Genomic DNA, 18,109 nt, shown 5'->3' with positions numbered 1-18,109 from the left:
GTGATGGTGTAGCTTTTTAAGCAACATTTATTTTTTCGCTAAAGACATTCCCAAAGCGATCGGTTACTTTTACTTCAACCTGTTTAGCATTAGCGGATGGCTTTGCAAAGAAAATATGGTCGGTGAGAGACGGTTCAACAAACTTATGCTTTTTGGGTAGTTCCGGTCCGGCATAAAGTTCAACAGCCAATGGATCCAATGCCACACGTTGCTCCATGATGCCTTTCGCCACACCATCTTCCAGCCATTCTACTTTCCATTTTAAATCCCAGTTCCATATGTTGGCAACAATTTCATCAGGATGTTCAGCCGATTTGCCTTTGGCATATAATCTTAACTGGTTTGTTTTAGGTAAGCCGGTTGATTTGTAATACCATTGTATTTCATTTCCATTTACTTCGTATACGCCATAGCCATTTGGTGTACCATCGCCACACACAGGGCCTGTCCACCAGGCGCCGCAAACAGTGCCGTGGTTATGCTCCATGATGTTGCCTTCTTCCCAGGTGTCGTTAAAATGTGTATGCCCCGACATGATGTGCACTTTATACGGAGAAAGAATTTTGTACAATTGTTTCCTGTTGGATACAACAGACCCTAATTCAGCTTCTTTATTGGCTCTTCTTGCAGCACCGGTGTTGGTAGGTATGTGTAAGCTTAATACTATTGTAGTACCGGGTTTTACATATAACAGATCCTGTTCCAGCCATTGCAACTGGTTTTCGGTAATGTAACCGATGTACTGTTTTGCAGTGCCAATAAAAAATACATCATCCAGTACCACATAATGTATGTCGCCACGGTTAAAGGAATAATAAGTGGGCCCAAACAATTTTTTAAATGTTTTGGCAGAGAGTTCATCTGTACGGGCATCAAGGTCCATATCGTGGTTGCCGATAACATTAAAGAAAGTAACTCCCGTAGTTTCAATGGCCTGCTTATAGCCTTCAAACAATTCAAATTTATCCCATACCAGGTCACCACAACCTATGCCATGAAAAAGTGTTTGCTTTGGATAAGCGGCTACCAGTTGCTGTAAGTCGGGCACCGACTGTGATTTTAATAACTCCACATCTTTTTGGGATATCATTTGTGTATCGGCCCAAACCACAAAACAATGTTGTTTGTCATCTGTGGTTAATTTATCTAATTCAAAATCGGCTTTAAAAATATTACTGCTGGTATTAACGGGTACATAAAATTTAGCAATGCCTTTGTCATTGGTAAAATGGTAACCAGACGGAATACTGATATACACAAATTCGGCAGTGTTATTGCTCAGTAATTCATAATTACCATTTTTATCGGTAAGCACAATATTATTGCCGTCGGTTACAGCAACACCTGAAATACCTGTTCCTTTGCTTTGTACTTTTCCTTTAAGCGTAATATTGCCAATATCTTTTTTCACCCGGGCAACTGTACCGGATGCTTCAATCAAAGCATGCGGTACGGTTAATGAAGCGCCGGCCATGCCGAAATTTTTAAGAAAACTTCTTCTTTCCATAAATCAATTTATAAACTGGTTTTAATTGTTGATTGTATCATTATCATTTTAAAATAGTAGCTCCTGCACCTTCTATTTCGGAAATAGCAGAAGTTTTAGTGAGCAGCACATTTGTTTGCGACCTGGCCTTCATCCACCTGCCTAATGCAACATTATATTCGCCGCCTAATTTATAAAAGTAGCCAAGATCGGCAGTGGTATACGACATGTTTAATGTGTTGGAACCGCTCCTGTAAAAAGGTTGATCTTCTAATGTTATCGGATTCTTAATATCATACCAGTCTGTATTGGCAATGCGATAACCTTGTAGTGTTGGTGTTGTTGTATATAAACTTCCTCCTGTGGCAACAAACATTACATCTATGGGAGTTGAGGCAGCTGTAACAGTAGTGCCTGCAAATACTGCCAGGCCTGATGCATTACCGCTGTTAGCAAACAAACCACCGGTTTTTGTTCCAAAGCCATCACCATCTGTGGTGGTATAATTGAAAGATCTTATCCAGTTGGCACTGCTGATACTGGTTGATGATGCTCCATTGATAGTTTTACCTGTACCACCAACATAAAAGAAAGTTCCTTTGGCAGCTGTGCCGCTTGTAAGGTTCATCTTGTAAGTACGCATGCTACCGGTGGCCCAGCCGTTTACCGGGAAACCTGTAGGTACAGATGCATTAGCATTGTTGGTTACTACCACTGAAAATGGTGTTACAGCAAAATCAATATCACGTGTTGCTATAAACTGCATGTATTCATAATTCCCATCTCCACCGGCAACGTCACTGATAAAGCCGCTGATAATTACCGGAGTAACGTTTATGGTGGAACTAAGTACTACTACATCTGTTGCAGTGCGCAGGCGTAACTGTGGTACCAGTTGTTTATCTGTTGCTATTTTATTAAATACTATTCCATAAAAATTAGCCAGGAACGGAGCAGGGGTATTGGCAAAGCTTGCAACAGTTTCAGTATGCAATGTAAGGTCGGCAAAACCATCGTTGATCAATTTATCACCTGCCAATATATCTCCTGAAGCAGGGTAAGGATTAAAACCTGCTTTTACTATTACTATTAAAGTGCTTTCATATTTATCAGGATTAGCTAATACCGCACTTGAAGGAACACGGTTTACTGCTATGGCGTTATTGGAAGATACTTTTGTAACTGCAGCGGCTGATGTACCGGTAATTTGTAAAATGCCGTCTACTCTTTTTAATACGGTACCTTCTACATTTACAATTACAGAATCGCCGGGTACATATTTTGCGGCGTCTTCGCCAATGGCGATTGCAATACCACGCAGTTCCGACAAGCGGCGTTTATCCTGGATTACTAAAAGCCCTGCAGGCAGGTTTTTTCCTGAATGGTCAGACACTACCACGCCGGTTATCTTTGCCGAGCCAAACATATTTTCTTTTGTAAGCGGAACATCGGTTCCTTTATACAGGTCCCTTACATCATAAATGGATATATAAGGGCTTATAGTTGCACCGGGATAATTACCTTCTTTTTTACAGCCCAGCATAAAAATTAATGACAGTAAAAAGAGAGGATAGACTATTATTTTTTTCATTTTAGTTTGATTGTGTTTCAAATTTTAAGTTAGTAAATCGATCAGGGCTTTTGCCACCATACTTTTGTTGAAATTACATCCGGCCCTTGTGCGGCTATGGCTAACTGGTAGTTAGTGGGGTTGGCGGATTGTACATACACGGGGTATGTCATCCTTGCCGGCATTTCGCCGTTATTTTTTAAGCCGTTTCCTTTTGGTAAACCAGGGTGGCCTGTGCGGCGGTACTCAAACCATTGCTGCATATCGGTTAAAAACAGCGCATAAAATTTAAGCAGGTGAAGCCTTTCCATTTTTTCATCCAGTGTAGCTGCGTTTTGCCATTGTATATCTGCTGCAATTAAAAAGGTATTGATATTATTAGGTAAACCTGTAGAAGGGTTGATAATGGTGGGCCAAAGGGGTAACCATAATGTAATACTATTTAAAACACCATCGGTATAATAAGTTTCAGCATTGCCGGCAATCCATCCCTTTGCGGCAGCTTCTGCAAGAATAAATTTCAACTCTGCATAATTCATTATCATACCGGTTAGCGGATCTGATTGTAGTGATACCGCGGACGTATTGGAGTAGAAGTAAGATTTTTTTACAGGATTTTCTCCTGCAGCATAGCCACCAGGCAGACCAAGATACGCACCGTTGTATGGGGCAATACCCCAACGGTTAAAACCACCGCTGCCATAAGTAGGTATATCAATTCTCGGGTCGTTCCAGTTCACTAAATTCTGAATAAAGAAAGTGGCTAAACCCGGTTGTCTCCAGTCTTGTTCTCTTACCGAAAAGTATGGGGTAACGTAGGGGCCGATACCTGTCCATTTTAAAATAGCAGATTCATCATTGCTGGCAATAATGGGATAGTTGGCAGAATTGTTATCTACAATATCCTTGATCTTTGCAATGGCCTGTGCAGCTACTTCCTGTTTACCTGAAACCCTTAGTAATAAACGCAGGTATAATGAATTGCCGAATTTGCGCCATCTTGATATATTGCCTGCATACACCGGGTCACTTGATGTAGCGATTGCAGTGTTTGCCGTAAGCAAGGTATTGGCCTGTTCCAGTTTATTAAAAATATCCAGGTAAATATCTTTCTGCCTGTCAAATGGCGCTTCATAAATCAGTGAATCTTTTCCAAGATTAGATTTTGAATAAGGGATATCGCCATAGGTATCTGTCAATATGGAATACATCCAGCTCTGGCAGATCAATGAAATGCCCATATAGGATTTATTGTAGTTTACACCACTGTCGCTGGCCAATTTATAAATGTCTTTGAAATTAGTAAGCTGGGTGTATAAACCATTGTATAAATAATCCGACCAGTTGGAACGATAATCGTAACGGAATACCTGGCCTTCAGCATCACTCTGGTTGATGGTGATCTGCATCAGCTCGTTATTAAAATTGCGGTTGCGCAACATGTTAAAGGTTAATGTATTTACCAGCGCCGGTGCCAGCAGTTGTTGCGGTAATGCATTGGGGATATTATTCCGGTCGGTATTTATTTCCTGGAAATCTTTTGTGCAGGAAGCGAAAGTAAGGCTGCAAAACAGCAGGGCGATAATGATTTTATTGATTGTCATTTTCATGTTTTAATAATTTTAGAATCCAACAGTAAGGTTAATACCCATGGTACGTGTAGAAGGAAACTGGCCGGTTTCAAAACCACGAACAATATCAGTACCACTGAGTGTACCAAATTCAGGATCGAACATGGGCCATGGCGACCATATAAAAAGATCACGGCCATAAATACCTAAAGTGGCACGTTGTAATTTTAATTTTTTTGTTAGCCTGGGATTTAATGTAAAATCAATTCTGGCTTCCCTGAATTTTATAAAGTCGGTACTGTATGTACTGCCTTCGGCATTATCTGCTCCATAGTGAGAGCGATAGTATTCATCAATATTTGTAGCGATCACATCGTTGGTTCTGTATTTGCCATCGGCACCCATTACCACGCCATTGCCAATAATGCCATTATATCTTCCAGGCAGGGTAATGGTGGTTTTTCCCTGCTCTGCCAGTTTATAATTCATTAATGAATGTGCTACAGCACCTACCTGCGCATCAAATAATAAATGCAGGCGAAACTGTTTGTAAGTAAAATCGTTAGTGAAACCAATTTTATACTTTGGTATAGTGTTACCTAAATAAACAACATCCTGCGATATTAATGCATTGCCTGTAGTGGCATCATACACTACCTGCCCGTCAGGCGCACGTACATAGCCTCTTCCGTAAAGGTCGCCCATACTACCACCAACTTTAGCCACAATCTGGCCTCCGCCAACGGGCCCGGTTTGTAATACTATCGAACTATCCAGCAATTCCTTAATGATATTTTTATTGGCTGAATATACAATACCTGTCGACCAGCTAAACCCTTTTTTTGATTTAATAATACTGGCATTGGCTGCTATCTCTATGCCCTTGTTATTTACTCTTCCGGCATTAATAAGTACTTGCGTGTAGCCGGCAGCCCTGTCGAGTATGCGGCGCAGGTGTTGGTCTTTAGTGTTGCCGGTGTATACTGTTACATCTATATCCAGTTTGTTTTTAAACAGTTTTACATTGGTACCTGCTTCGTAGCTGATCGTTCTTAAAGGACGCAGGTTGGGGTTGGCTAATAATGCCGGCGTTTGCAAACCGCCGCCGTATAAACTACCTGCAGTTTCATAATTATATGCAGTAAGATAAGGGCTGGTACCGCCACTGCCTACACTGGAAGCAGAAAACCTGAGTTTTGCAAAACTGATTGCAGCGGGCAACTTGGTAGCATCAGATAAAACAAAGCTTAAGTTTGCCGAAGGATAAAAGAATCCGGCATTGGTAGTACGCTGTGGAGTTGCCAGCACGCTGTTCCAGTCTTTTCTTGCAGTAAGATCAAGGAATAAATATTTATTGTATGCAGTGGTAATGATACCATAAAAACTATTGATAGCATATTTGCTGCTGTAAGGCATGGCTATTAACGGCCCTGCTGCATTGGCAAAAGAATACACGCCGGGATAGGTAAGAGAGTCTGCACGTGTTTCGTCTTTGTTATAATTATTCCGCAATATGCTGCCACCACCGGTTACAGAAAAATCAAACTGTTTTATCTTCCTCGTATATTTTAATAAGAAATCTGTGCTGGCTTCATCAGAAAAAATATCCTGTGTGCGGTAACTTCCTTTTACCAGTTTAGAGCCTGCATCATAAGGTCTTTTTTGGGCTCTCATTTCGTAAGAAAGATCAATAGACGTTCTTACCTGCAGGCTTAATGCATTACTGAAATTATAAGTAGCCTGTATATTGCCGGTAATATTATGCCGGTTAGAACTATTGATAAATTCGTTGGCAATAGCATAAGGATTTTCAGGAAAACTGCTGAAGGGATATTGTATTCTTTTGCCTTCCTGCCCAAGCGCCCAATAATTTTTTAACCATTGCGGATCAGCATTGGGTTGCCAGAAAATATACCAGTACATGATGGATTGGTTACCATATCCTGCGCCGGGTAAATTATCGCTCCATTTATTGGTATAATTAATTTTAGAACTGATCTGCAGTTTATCATTTACTTTGGAATTTACAGCTAATGAAACTGTATTACGATTGTAACCGGTGTTAGGCGTGATCCAGTCATTTTTAACATGAGTTACAGAAAAACGTGCCGTGGTTTTTTCAGTACCGCCATCCACACTTACCGAATTAGTAATGGTATGGCCCTGGTTAAAATAGTCTCTGGTTGAATTTTTATAAGGTACCCATGGTGTTCTTACTGTGCCTTGCTTTTGCGTTACAGGGTCGTATTGATAAAACAGCTGCCCGTTAAACCTTGGGCCGTATGCCGAACTGGTAGCGCTTGTGCTGGCACCATCTGGTCCTGCACCAAAAGAATAATAGGCAGCACCTGCAAGCCCTTGCCCGTATTCATACTGCAGGTCGGGCCAGCGGTTCACTTCTTCCATCGATACGTTGGAGTTTACGGTAACGCCAAGACCTTTTCTTTTAGCACTGCCCGATTTGGTGGTAATGATCACAGCGCCATTTGCACCACGCTGCCCGTACAATGCTGCTGCACCCGGCCCTTTTAAAACAGTTACCGATTCAATATCTTCGGGATTAATATCATTTAAACTGCTGCCATAATCTGCAGGCATATTATCACTGCTTACACCATATACCACTTCGCCGGCAACCGCACTGCGGCGGCCACTGCCCTGGTTTATTACCACTCCATCTACCACTATCAATGCCTCGTTATCACCGGTTAGATTATTTTCTCCACGAAGAATAATTTTATTGCTTGCAGTAGGGCCGCTGCCTGATCGTACCATTGTTAAACCAGCCACTTTCCCCGACAAGGCATCTGTCCAGTTTGCAGGCATTGCTGCTGTTATTTGATCTCCCTGAACTGTGGTGGCCGAATATCCCAATGACTTTTCACGTCGTGTAATGCCTAATGCAGTTACTACTACTGCATCCATTTCTTTGGTATCACGTACCAGTAAAATTTGTTTTCCTTTTTCGCTTGCATTGGCAATAAGGCTATAAGTAACATAAGATACCGCTGTAAATTTTACAGCAGTTCCCCGGGCAACTGTAATAGAAAAAACTCCATTTTCATTGCTGGTACCAAAAAATTCTTTTGCTGCATTGCTGATGGTTACACCTGCAACGGCTGCATTTGTTTCAGCATCTTTTATTGTTCCTGAAATGGTAATGCTGTTTTCTGTTTTGTTTTTTACTGTCTGGGCATTTGCCTGAAATGAATAGGTGATGAACAATAGCACGGTGAGTGCAGTAGTAAGCAGTTTCATTGAATGATTTTAGTTTTGTGTAAGAAGGAAACCAACATTGCTTTCTTGAATAAGCCTTCATGTTAATGAGGCTGCAAATTGCAGTCTTGATGTTTCGTAATCATTACCAAAACATCAACAAAATATTATTGGCAGTAGAACTTACCAACATGTGATTTTTTAATTTCGTGATAATACCCGGTGAAGAAACCTGCTGTGCTTACATAACATTTTCATAACATTAGCATAAACATTTGGTTAAAGTAATAGTGTCACTTTGCTATTATTGTTTAACCCAATTTCTTACGTTATGAAAAATATCACTTATTTTTTTCTGACACTTTCTGTAAGAATTTTTTTGTTCATGTTTGCAGCATTATACCCGGCGCTGAAATTTTATAAGATCCATTAATGGATAAAATAAAACGCCGCAAACTGGATATACTGGTACTTTCTGATGTACACCTTGGCACTTACGGTTGCCATGCTAAAGAGCTGCTGCATTATCTTAAAAGCATTAAGCCAAAAACTGTTATACTGAATGGAGATATTATTGATATCTGGCAGTTCAGTAAACGTTACTGGCCCAAGGCACACATGAAGGTGATCAAGCACTTAATGGGCTGGATGAGCAAGGGTGTTAAGATATACTACATCACCGGCAATCACGATGAAATGCTGCGGAAATTTGTGGGATTTAAAATGGGGTCGCTGCGGATTGTAAATAAAGTGATCCTTGATCTGGATAATGATAAAAAAGCCTGGTTCTTTCATGGCGATGTATTTGATGTAACCATGCAGCATAGTAAATGGCTGGCAAAACTGGGGGCCGTTGGTTATGATACTTTGATTTTAATTAACCGCTTTGCCAATTTTATTTCGGAAAAAATATTTAAGAAGGGCAAACTTTCCCTGTCAAAAAAGATAAAGAATAGTGTAAAGAGTGCGGTGAAATTTATTAATAGTTTTGAACAGACTGCTGCAGATATTGCCATCAGCAATCACTACGATTATGTAGTGTGCGGCCATATACACCAGCCCGAAATGCGGGAGATTGCCAATGAACACGGCAAAGTGATGTACCTGAACAGTGGCGACTGGATTGAAAATTTAACCGCATTGGAATATGTAAACAGTGAATGGAAAATTTACAGGTTTGATGAAGCTGAAATGAAAGATATGCATGAACACGACGAAGAAGAATTAAATAATGCGCAGTTATTTGATAATATGGTGGAAGAATTTAACCTGCTTAAACAATAATGAAAATACTTTACGCTATACAAGGCACAGGCAACGGGCACTTAAGCAGGGCCAGGGATATTATTCCTGTACTGCAGCAAAAGGGTGAACTGGATATTTTAGTAAGCGGCATACAGGCCGATGTGGAATTGCCATATCCTGTAAAATATAAATTTAAAGGGCTCAGTTTTATTTTTGGAAAAAATGGCGGAGTAGATTTAATTGCTACGTACAAGAAGAGTAATTTAAAACAACTGTATAAAGAAATTAAAAGCCTGCCGGTAGAAGAATACGATTTAGTGATCAACGATTTTGAACCCGTGAGTGCATGGGCCTGCAAAATGAAACATAAGGAGTGTATCGGCTTGAGCCACCAGGCGGCCGTGATCAATAGAAAATCTCCCAAACCTAAAAAGAAAGATATGGTAGGCAAAGCGGTACTGCATAACTATGCACCCGTTACAGCTGCTTACGGTTTTCATTTTGGTGCATATGATAAAAATATTTTTACACCGGTGATAAGAAGCCAGGTGCGTAATGCCAAACCGCAAAATAAAGATCATTACACTGTTTACCTGCCTGCGTACAGCGACGAAAAAATTATTAAAGTATTGGGTGAAATAAAAAATACCAACTGGCAGGTATTCAGCAAACATTCTAAAAAAGAATACCAGGAAAAAAATGTTCACATCAGGCCCATTAATAATGATGATTTTATTGAAAGCCTCATCAATTGTACCGGAATTTTATGTGGCGCCGGTTTTGAAACACCTGCAGAAGCATTGTATTTAAAAAAGAAACTGATGGCCATACCCATGAAAGGGCAATATGAACAGCAGTGTAATGCAGCAGCTTTAAAAACAATGGGTGTTCCGGTAATAAAAAGTTTAAAGAAAAAACACCTGGATAAAATAAGAGCCTGGGTGGAAGGCAAACAATTTATTGCAGTGAATTACAGCAACAGTACAGAAAGGGTCATCAGCATGATCATTAAAAAATATGGCGGTAATACGTCTAAAAAAAATGTGGCATTAGGTGATGCTATCCACTCTGTAAAAAAACTAAAAGATAAAAGCCTGGGAAAAATATTAAATCAAATTGCAGAATAAATGTTATGCTCTTTACAAAAAATGATTTTGGAGAAGGTTTTAAATGGGGCGTATCTACTGCAGCCCACCAGGTAGAAGGAGCACATAATATAGATGGTAAAGGTTTATCTATCTGGGATACATTTGCTGAAAAAAAGAAAAAGATATTTAACAACGATAATGCCCATACAGCCTGCGATTTTTACACGCATTATGCAGATGATATTGCGTTGATCTATAAATTAAATATTCCTAATTACCGCTTCTCTGTTTCCTGGAGCCGCATTTTACCACACGGTGTTGGCGCTGTAAATCACAAGGGCATTGACTTTTATAATCGTGTAATTGATTTTTGCCTGGAGTTAGGTATTGAGCCATGGGTCACTTTATATCATTGGGACCTGCCGCAAGACCTGCAGCAAAAAGGCGGCTGGACAAACCGTGAAGTGATACACTGGTTCAGTTATTTTGTGGATTGCTGTATTAAAAATTTTGGCGACAGGGTAAAACACTGGATGGTGTTGAATGAACCTATGGTGTTTACCGGTGCCGGCTATTTTTTGGGGGTGCATGCTCCCGGAAAAAAAGGGTTGAGTAGTTTTTTAGCCGCTGCACATCACGCTGCATTATGCCAGGCAGAAGGAGGAAGAATGATAAGATCGCTGCGGCACGATTGCAAAGTAGGCACCACCTTTTCTTATTCTCATATTGAACCCTACCGGGCAGGTAATGAAAAGGATATTAAGGCTTCGGTTAAGGCCGACGCATTACTCAATCGTTTATTTATTGAACCTTTACTGGGCCTGGGCTATCCCACTAATGATGTAAAGATCATTGAGCGTATCGAACGGTTTATGTATCCGCACGACGAACAAAAGCTGGCATTTGATATGGATTTTATCGGCCTGCAGAATTATACCCGGGAATTAATTGCTCATGCGCCATTGATTCCTTTTGTGCATGCAAAAATTATTAAAGCCAGTAAAAGAAACGTACCGCATACTTTAATGGATTGGGAAATTCATCCGCCAAGTATTTATCATGCCTTAAAACGGTATAATAATTACAAGGGCATAAAAGAAATTATTGTAACAGAAAACGGGGCAGCTTTTCCCGATGTGCATGAAGAGGGAAAGGTAAATGATTTTGAAAGAGTAAAATACCTGCAGGATCATATTGCCCAGGTGCTGAAGGCAAAGCAGGAAGGCGTGAAAGTGAACGGTTATTTCGTGTGGACACTGATGGATAATTTTGAATGGGCCGAGGGATATTTTCCCAGATTTGGTTTGGTGTATGTAGATTTTACAACACAGCAACGTATAGTAAAAAACTCCGGCAGGTGGTACAGCCAGTTTTTAAAAAATACAGTAGCCGCTTCAATGGAGGTATGGGAAAAGAACGGCAGCAAAATGATATAATAATTGCTTAACGCTAACTTAACTGCAAAATGAAACGGTACCATTACTTTTAATGTACATAAAGTATAGCATTCGTATAGCAGGTTTGGGTTAGTAAACGAGCCCCCTTTAGTAAAAGAAGGGGGCTTTATTTTGGAATGAAATTTTTTAAACGCCATACATAAATATAGCGGCACAGGGCACTATTTCTTTTTTGTTCAATTATTTGTGGCGGTAATATAGCGGTAAAAAATTTACCGTAAACCGCTTTTACATCAATATCATAATTGGAAGGCACAATGCAGTAAGCATCATCGCCCTGTTGCATCATTTTTCTTTTGGTATTTATCCATGCATATTGATGTATAGCATTGGTATCTCCAATGGCAACAACATCCTTTTTTAAAGGCATAGCAACATAAAAATCAATATGTGATAAAGGGAACCATTTATTACTGATGATAACGGCATCATTCTTCATCACGCCATTTTTTATATCTGTATCCGCTATCATTTTAAAATTTGTTTTTACGCTATTCCAGCCATACATATCCAGGGTAAAATCACCGTCGCCAAAAATAACAGCATCTCTTTTACCTAATGTGCCCGGGAAAAAATTGACTAATAAAATACCTCCTGTTATTACCACAGCCAGTAATGCATTGGCAAATAATAAAGGTCGTGGCATTATTGTTTTTTCAAAATTTCTTCTTTCTTTTTCCTTAGACAAATAGCAAGCGGTTAATAAAATAAGTCCGCTGTATGCAGGGCCGGTCCAGTGCGGCAGTACATCTTTAAACAATGAAATAACTGTGGCAATAATAATTAATGGCAAGCTGCAAAAAAGTAATAGTTTTTTTTGTGATGATAAAACAGGCAGCTCATCTTTAAAGGCAGCAATAGTAGCCACTATAATAAAAAAGAAAATAACGGGATTATAATAGAACAGTTGCCCCGCAGCAAAAGTTACAAAGGAATTGATATTAAAACCGCCTTCCGAAACATTCACCCGGTTACTGTGGTAGAGATAAGTAACAAAATGATTATCGATATTCCATTGTATCACCGGGTAAAAAATCAATATAGTGATTATGCCCGAGTAATAAAGTACAGGTTCTTTAAACCATTGCCGGTTGTAAAAAATGATATACAATAAAAATCCCAGCCATAAAAAGGAAGTATGGATTTTACAGAGCATACCCAATCCGCATACAATGCCGAACAATAAAAGCTTTCTTTTTTTTGTCCGGTTTACAGCAGTGTATTTTGCAATATCAATCAGTAAATACAAGCCTGCTGCCCAGCAAACCATTTGTGGGGAATCAGGTAAAATAAATGTACCGGCAATGATACTGCCGTAAATAGTAGCGGTATAAATGGCCGCCGCTAAAAAGCCTGCGTAAGCATTGGTTAGTTTTCTTGCACATAAAAAAAGGAGCCAGGTTGTAATTGCTGCAGATGCAATGGCACCAAAACGTATCAGCAATTCCGTGTCAAAAAAAAGATTGAGGGTTGTAAAACGTATCAGCCAGCCCACCATTGGCGGATGATCAAAATAATTCCATTGCAGGTATTGTGCGTACATGCGGTAATACACTTCATCATTGCCCAGTTCGATACAACTGGCGGTAATACAGCGTATCAACGTGGCAATGGCAATCAATAGCAAGGTCTTCTTTTTGTAATCCAAAAGGTTTAATTAAACGTAAAAAGAAAATTAATAAAATAGTTCCAGAAAAAAACAAGGCCGGTAACAACAAGTTTAATAAGGTAAAAATTATGCTTTATATATTTTGATAAAAGGTATAGCAGTCCGTTATTGATCAACAACCCGGTAAGTGATACTAAAACAAATACTACCAGTTGCGAAGTAAAATTATGCCCTGTACTTTCAAAAGTCCAGTACCGGTTTAATAAAAAATTATTGATAACAGCACAGCAAAATCCCAGTGAATTAGACAGGTATTTATTCAGTTTGATTTTTTCTTTGCATAGCCAGGTAACAGAAAAATCAATTATCATTCCACTGATGCCTACCATGCCAAATTTTAATAAACGGGCATCAATCATGGTTCTCATACCGGTTGAACTGCGGTAGGTGAAGAGGCTCCGGCAGGAGATAAGCGGTGCATTTTTTTAATTGATCTTTTAATACCCCTTATATTTTTTGCTAAATAAACAGCCAGTATTGCGGAAGTACTGCCAATTACAGCACCGATCATTACATCCAGTAAAAAATGCTGTGCCAGGTAGATCCGTGAATAGCCCACCAGTATTGAAGCAATTAAAATAAGTAACTGCCAGCTTTTATCTTTCATCATTAATATCATTACGGTGGCAATAGCAAATGCAGTAGCCGTATGGCCTGATGGGAAACTGGAATTATTGGCCAGGCTTACACCATCAATGAAATTTAAATACTGGCCGGCTTCAAAAAATAACCTGGGCCTGGGGGCATCAACAAGGTTCTTTATTACCTGTACAATTAACCCTGAAATTAAAAAGGAATACAGTAAGGCTAAACCCTGTTGCTTTCTTTTATAATAAAACAGTATGGCGGCTATTAAACACAAGGCAAATATGCCATCGCCAATAAATGTATAATTAATAAAAAATACATTCAGTACAAAAGGGTGGTAGGCATTCAGCGAAATAAAAGCGGCTGACTTGCCGGCGAATAATAAAAATAATGTGCCCGTGAATAACATCACTAATAACCCGGTAAAATAAGTTTTGTGTTGGCCAAGTACAGAAGAGGAGGTTTGCATCAGCAGAATTTTGAAAGGCAAATTAGCTGGCTCTTTTTACTTAAATATTAAGCTACCATTAAGCCAATGTTATTATACCTGCAGCGGCATTATCTTACTATTACTTTTGAGCGTAATTAGTAACCGCCGGTAATTCGGTATACCTTTATTGCAAATTATACAAGTATGAACTGGCCTGTAATTACTATTGTAGGTATTGCACTCATCGCTTTAATTATATTCCTGGTGAAGCGTAACATAAAAGACGAAAAAGAAGTGGAGCAACAACTTAAAAATGATTACACCAAACCTAAAGGCGATGAGGCAGATGTAGACAGTGAAGAAGTAGTGAAATAACAGATGATTCTTTTCACATAAAATGATACAAGCTTTCTTTCAAAAGATGCGTAATATAGTTTTGCGGTAAAACTTAACATTGGAAATCCAACCCTTATATTAAATTTGTGTTATCATTTAACGATATAAGATGTCAAAAGAAAAAAAAGTTACTGCAAAAAAAGTTGCAGCGGGTACAACAATACTACACACCGTTACTGAACAGCTGAATACTTCTCTGCAATCGCTGGTGGCGGTTTTAGGCGAAAAGAAGTATAAAAAAAGAATAAAGAAAGCCGCTAAATTACTGGTTGAAGGAATTAAAGAGGCTGCAGAGAAAAAAGCTCCGGTAAAAAAAGTAATACCGGTAAAGAAAAAAGCAGCGAAGAAGGCAGTATTAAAAAAGAAAAAATAAAATCACTTTTCTTTTTATTGAACAAGGGTAAATTAGTTGTTCTTTGTACCACTGTCTATCCAGCAAAGTATTGCTGCTTTATCAGCAGCTGAAAGTGTGGAATACATAGGCATTAACCCCCTGCTTACAGCCGATCTTATTTGTTGCGCTGCATCTCTTGCTGTAGTATACTCTGCTAATGAAGCAGAATTAACACCATCATGACAACCGGAAGCAGTACAGTTTGATACGAATACAGGCTTTACTTTAGCAGAATAACTTATGGCGGGATCGCAGGTAATATTACTACTACCGCCTTGCAGGTTATCGTTTTTTTTACAGCTGCAGAAAATGCTGATAACGAGTAAAACAAAACAACAATTTTTCATGTAGTAAAAGTACTGAGAAAGCGTTTGTGCTATATTACGTAATCGTTAATGAGGGTTAAGCTGTAGTTAACACTTGTTATTCTCATTTTTGTAAACAGTAACTGCCTGACTTATTTTTCTGCTATAGCCTTATTGGTTGTCTGGTATGATAATGCATCAGCAACCGGGTGGCTGGCAGTAAAATCGTAGCCCAGTAAATGAGCAATGGTTTGTGCAATCTGCTCTGAATAAATAGCATCAGCTGTTTTAACTTCTCCTTTATTTTCAAATTGATGGCCCAGTGTCATCAGCCAGGTGTTCCTGCTGCCTGCCGTAAACATATCATGCCTTACCCAGGTATTGTTTTTTTGCCCACGGCCATGGTCGGTAGTGATGATGAAACTGGTATTGTTTTTATAGAATGGATCTTTATTGACCAGGTACCAAAGCTGGGCCAGGTATTCATCAAACAAATGGGCACTTTGTAAGTACTCATCATATTTGCCGCTATGGGCATACTCATCCGTTTCACCAAAACTGATATACACCACTTTGGGATGTTTTGTTTGTATGTATTCTTTTGCGGCTACAAAAGTGAGCATATCATTTCTTGTTGGTGCGGTATTGTTAACCGCTTGTTCCTGTATGCCATTAACAAGTCTTTCTGTTTCTGTAAGCGAATCATGTTCAATATTCCGGTAACCGCTGTTCAGGTAAAAACTGCCGGCAGGTTTATTAAAAATATAGTCGAACAAATTCCAGCTGGCAAAAGCGGCTACTTTATTTTTATACGCTTCCTGGTCATTTAAAAACTGCAATACATTTTCATTGCGGTTCCATTTTTTGCGGTTGGCAATAACAGCAGGATCGGCGTAACCGGTAAAAATTTCGTTGTAGCCGGCATACGAAAAGCGGTAAGGGTTAGATACCTCTACTTTATTATCAAAATTTCGGTTGCCATAAATGGAACCCTGCCTGGCTAATGTTTTCCAGATAAAGGGCATCAGCATTCTTCGCCTTTCATCTACATTGCTATCCCAGAATAACTGTTTTAATAAAGCGGTATCTTTTACATACAAAGGATTGCTGAGAATGACAGAATCGGCACCATTAAAAATCTCCTGCCAGCGAAAGCCATCAGTGGTAATAATAAATACGTTGGGAAATTTGTCCTGCTGTGCAAAAACAGGCTTTGCAAAAAAGCAAATGGCAAAGAGGATAATAATTTTCATTTACAGATGTTTTACAAAGAAACACCTGTAGTATCAACAGAATATTAACGGGGTATTATTACAATATTAACTTTGGCTATGCAGCAATATCCGCAGCAGAATTGGCGCTATGTGGCTGAAAAGCATACCAGCAAAGCACCATCAGCAAACTGGGAAATTTAGAATCCAGTAAAGATTTGGTTTTATTAAATCCAGTAGTAAGTGTATTGAAACTGCAACGAAGCAAACTTTTTTGCATCGATTCATCATACAATTCCAGCTCGCCGGTATTATTCTGATTGTATACAAAGAAATATTTTCTGCCATCCACTTCTACAAAACCTTTTCCGGCGCCGGCTTTTAATTCTTCTACATTACCCATTTTTATGCCGTACTCGTTTTTTATAATGGCCTTACGGGAAAACCAGCCTCGTTTTTCAAAAAAGAAAAGCCTTTTAGTAAGCTTGCTCACAAATCTTGCAATACGGGTGCCTTTGCTAAAAGAAATATCTGCCAGTTTGGTAGCATCATCTTTCCATAGTTCAAAGTTTTCACCTGAAGTACCATTGTTTACGCTAACCCATTTCATGTGTTAAGTTTTAGTGGTTAATATAAGCTTGCAATAACCTTGCCTTTTTAATTTGTGTGTGAATATAATTTCTAAATCGCTGATTTAAAAGCTGTGCAAAAGAATGTGATTTAAATGTGCATAGTAACAATTTGGTAACATTGGCCCGGGCAATAAGCAGAAAAAAACCACCCAGATAAGACTAACGGGTGGTTACAAGCATGAGAATATTTGCTTATTGCTTAAGAAATTAAACTAAACTAGGTTGCTATACGTTTCCGGCTGCAAGATGGCGCAATAGTATTACCAAATGATTACTCAAAAATTACCTAAATGTTATCAATACAGTTAATCCCGGAGGGTTCTGATGAGGCCCCCGTTGGCATCATACTCATCTGTTGAAACCAGGTTTCCTTTGTCATCATAATTCTTCCACAGGCCGTTTTTTAAACCGTGTTTATATGATCCCTTACCGGATACAGTTCCATTGCTGTAATAATAAACGGCATCGCCATTATACTGTCCAAAGGTATCCAGCGGCAGCCAGGCCTGTAATTGCCCATTGCTGTAATACTGGCCAAAAAATGTACGGATGTTTTTGGTTACAATTATAACCTGGCGGATAATGCCTGCTGAATCTTTCATCAACTGGCAGGTAGAAGAATCTTTATTATTTACGTAATAGGTTGCCGTTACAAAATCGGTTCTGAAATAAGGTTTTGTATAACTGCTGTCGCTGTTTTTAATGATGGTATCCAGCCAGGCTTTTTCAAGTTTTGTAGCATGTTTTTTTTCAGTTGTGCAACTAAAAACAAACAGGCAAAGGGCAATAGAGAATAAATTTTTTTTCATGCTGAAATGGTAAAATATAAAATTAAAAAAAAGCATCCGGTT

Annotated in this window: 16 protein-coding genes; 5 read left to right on the top strand and 11 right to left on the bottom strand. The window is 39.1% G+C overall.

Features of this window, described 5'->3' with window-relative positions:
- Positions 1–16: 16 nt before the first annotated feature.
- From ACYVM0_RS23040 to ACYVM0_RS23025, 4 genes are read right to left on the bottom strand one after another with little or no spacing between them, the layout of a single operon-like run.
- A complete protein-coding gene (locus ACYVM0_RS23040; protein ID WP_460561093.1) occupies positions 17–1,507 on the bottom strand; it encodes a calcineurin-like phosphoesterase C-terminal domain-containing protein in 1,491 nt (496 codons plus the stop codon).
- 43 nt (positions 1,508–1,550) lie between these two features.
- Complete coding sequence (locus tag ACYVM0_RS23035; RefSeq protein ID WP_460561091.1) at positions 1,551–3,077, bottom strand: DUF5689 domain-containing protein; 1,527 nt, start codon at positions 3,075–3,077, stop codon at positions 1,551–1,553.
- Between the two features lie 41 nt (positions 3,078–3,118).
- On the bottom strand, positions 3,119–4,666 hold the full coding sequence (locus ACYVM0_RS23030; RefSeq protein WP_460561089.1) for a RagB/SusD family nutrient uptake outer membrane protein: 1,548 nt from the start codon (positions 4,664–4,666) through the stop codon (positions 3,119–3,121).
- Positions 4,667–4,678: 12 nt separating this feature from the next.
- Entirely contained in the window at positions 4,679–7,885 is a 3,207-nt protein-coding gene (locus ACYVM0_RS23025) for a SusC/RagA family TonB-linked outer membrane protein (protein ID WP_460561087.1), read from the bottom strand.
- 390 nt (positions 7,886–8,275) lie between these two features.
- Between ACYVM0_RS23025 and ACYVM0_RS23020 the strand changes: the two genes are divergently transcribed.
- From ACYVM0_RS23020 to ACYVM0_RS23010, 3 genes are read left to right on the top strand one after another with little or no spacing between them, the layout of a single operon-like run.
- The gene (locus ACYVM0_RS23020; protein WP_460561085.1) at positions 8,276–9,127 is read left to right on the top strand and encodes a UDP-2,3-diacylglucosamine diphosphatase; all 852 of its coding nucleotides are present in this window, start codon (positions 8,276–8,278) and stop codon (positions 9,125–9,127) included.
- Positions 9,127–10,215: a glycosyltransferase family protein gene (locus tag ACYVM0_RS23015; RefSeq protein ID WP_460561083.1), complete on the top strand. Its 1,089-nt coding sequence runs from the start codon at positions 9,127–9,129 to the stop codon at positions 10,213–10,215. The genes ACYVM0_RS23020 and ACYVM0_RS23015 overlap by 1 nt, the downstream gene beginning before the upstream one ends.
- A 5-nt stretch (positions 10,216–10,220) precedes the next feature.
- Positions 10,221–11,612, top strand: a complete 1,392-nt coding sequence (locus tag ACYVM0_RS23010; RefSeq protein ID WP_460561081.1) for a glycoside hydrolase family 1 protein — start codon at positions 10,221–10,223, stop codon at positions 11,610–11,612.
- A 127-nt stretch (positions 11,613–11,739) separates the two neighbouring features.
- Here ACYVM0_RS23010 and ACYVM0_RS23005 read toward each other — a convergent pair whose 3' ends face one another.
- From ACYVM0_RS23005 to ACYVM0_RS22995, 3 genes are read right to left on the bottom strand one after another with little or no spacing between them, the layout of a single operon-like run.
- A complete protein-coding gene (locus ACYVM0_RS23005; RefSeq protein WP_460561079.1) occupies positions 11,740–13,281 on the bottom strand; it encodes an ArnT family glycosyltransferase in 1,542 nt (513 codons plus the stop codon).
- A 5-nt stretch (positions 13,282–13,286) separates the two neighbouring features.
- Positions 13,287–13,670, bottom strand: coding sequence for a GtrA family protein (locus tag ACYVM0_RS23000; RefSeq protein ID WP_460561077.1), 384 nt, complete (start codon positions 13,668–13,670; stop codon positions 13,287–13,289).
- The gene (locus ACYVM0_RS22995) at positions 13,667–14,359 is read right to left on the bottom strand and encodes a phosphatase PAP2 family protein (protein WP_460561075.1); all 693 of its coding nucleotides are present in this window, start codon (positions 14,357–14,359) and stop codon (positions 13,667–13,669) included. Before ACYVM0_RS22995 ends, ACYVM0_RS23000 begins: the two co-directional genes overlap by 4 nt.
- Positions 14,360–14,524: 165 nt before the next feature.
- On the opposite strand from ACYVM0_RS22995, the gene ACYVM0_RS22990 reads away from it, so the two are divergent.
- Positions 14,525–14,695, top strand: a complete 171-nt coding sequence (locus tag ACYVM0_RS22990) for a FeoB-associated Cys-rich membrane protein (RefSeq protein ID WP_460561073.1) — start codon at positions 14,525–14,527, stop codon at positions 14,693–14,695.
- Between the two features lie 130 nt (positions 14,696–14,825).
- Positions 14,826–15,089: a hypothetical protein gene (locus ACYVM0_RS22985; RefSeq protein ID WP_460561071.1), complete on the top strand. Its 264-nt coding sequence runs from the start codon at positions 14,826–14,828 to the stop codon at positions 15,087–15,089.
- Positions 15,090–15,121: 32 nt separating this feature from the next.
- Here ACYVM0_RS22985 and ACYVM0_RS22980 read toward each other — a convergent pair whose 3' ends face one another.
- The 4 genes from ACYVM0_RS22980 to ACYVM0_RS22965 all read right to left on the bottom strand — a co-directional run bounded on the left by ACYVM0_RS22980 (position 15,122) and on the right by ACYVM0_RS22965 (position 18,067).
- Positions 15,122–15,457 (bottom strand): hypothetical protein, encoded by a 336-nt coding sequence (locus ACYVM0_RS22980; RefSeq protein ID WP_460561069.1) that lies wholly within the window; start codon positions 15,455–15,457, stop codon positions 15,122–15,124.
- Between the two features lie 110 nt (positions 15,458–15,567).
- The gene (locus ACYVM0_RS22975) at positions 15,568–16,668 is read right to left on the bottom strand and encodes a hypothetical protein (protein ID WP_460561067.1); all 1,101 of its coding nucleotides are present in this window, start codon (positions 16,666–16,668) and stop codon (positions 15,568–15,570) included.
- Between the two features lie 76 nt (positions 16,669–16,744).
- On the bottom strand, positions 16,745–17,236 hold the full coding sequence (locus ACYVM0_RS22970; protein WP_460561065.1) for a hypothetical protein: 492 nt from the start codon (positions 17,234–17,236) through the stop codon (positions 16,745–16,747).
- A 327-nt stretch (positions 17,237–17,563) separates the two neighbouring features.
- Positions 17,564–18,067, bottom strand: coding sequence for a toxin-antitoxin system YwqK family antitoxin (locus ACYVM0_RS22965; protein ID WP_460561063.1), 504 nt, complete (start codon positions 18,065–18,067; stop codon positions 17,564–17,566).
- Between the last annotated feature and the right edge of the window lie 42 nt (positions 18,068–18,109).

It is taken from the genome of Ferruginibacter profundus (genome assembly GCF_054783275.1).
The sequence above is the reverse complement of the archived record's forward strand: the minus strand, read 5'-3'. Positions and strand labels throughout refer to the sequence as shown.

Coding starts and splice junctions, on each gene's coding strand:
- ACYVM0_RS23020 (WP_460561085.1), top strand. CDS start 8,276: ATGGATAAAATAAAACGCCGCAAACTGGATATACTGGTACTTTCTGAT.
- ACYVM0_RS23015 (WP_460561083.1), top strand. CDS start 9,127: ATGAAAATACTTTACGCTATACAAGGCACAGGCAACGGGCACTTAAGC.
- ACYVM0_RS22985 (WP_460561071.1), top strand. CDS start 14,826: ATGTCAAAAGAAAAAAAAGTTACTGCAAAAAAAGTTGCAGCGGGTACA.
- ACYVM0_RS22980 (WP_460561069.1), bottom strand. CDS start 15,457: ATGAAAAATTGTTGTTTTGTTTTACTCGTTATCAGCATTTTCTGCAGC.
- ACYVM0_RS22965 (WP_460561063.1), bottom strand. CDS start 18,067: ATGAAAAAAAATTTATTCTCTATTGCCCTTTGCCTGTTTGTTTTTAGT.
- ACYVM0_RS22995 (WP_460561075.1), bottom strand. CDS start 14,359: ATGCAAACCTCCTCTTCTGTACTTGGCCAACACAAAACTTATTTTACC.
- ACYVM0_RS23010 (WP_460561081.1), top strand. CDS start 10,221: ATGCTCTTTACAAAAAATGATTTTGGAGAAGGTTTTAAATGGGGCGTA.
- ACYVM0_RS22975 (WP_460561067.1), bottom strand. CDS start 16,668: ATGAAAATTATTATCCTCTTTGCCATTTGCTTTTTTGCAAAGCCTGTT.
- ACYVM0_RS23035 (WP_460561091.1), bottom strand. CDS start 3,077: ATGAAAAAAATAATAGTCTATCCTCTCTTTTTACTGTCATTAATTTTT.
- ACYVM0_RS22990 (WP_460561073.1), top strand. CDS start 14,525: ATGAACTGGCCTGTAATTACTATTGTAGGTATTGCACTCATCGCTTTA.
- ACYVM0_RS23025 (WP_460561087.1), bottom strand. CDS start 7,885: ATGAAACTGCTTACTACTGCACTCACCGTGCTATTGTTCATCACCTAT.
- ACYVM0_RS23030 (WP_460561089.1), bottom strand. CDS start 4,666: ATGAAAATGACAATCAATAAAATCATTATCGCCCTGCTGTTTTGCAGC.
- ACYVM0_RS23000 (WP_460561077.1), bottom strand. CDS start 13,670: ATGAGAACCATGATTGATGCCCGTTTATTAAAATTTGGCATGGTAGGC.
- ACYVM0_RS23040 (WP_460561093.1), bottom strand. CDS start 1,507: ATGGAAAGAAGAAGTTTTCTTAAAAATTTCGGCATGGCCGGCGCTTCA.
- ACYVM0_RS22970 (WP_460561065.1), bottom strand. CDS start 17,236: ATGAAATGGGTTAGCGTAAACAATGGTACTTCAGGTGAAAACTTTGAA.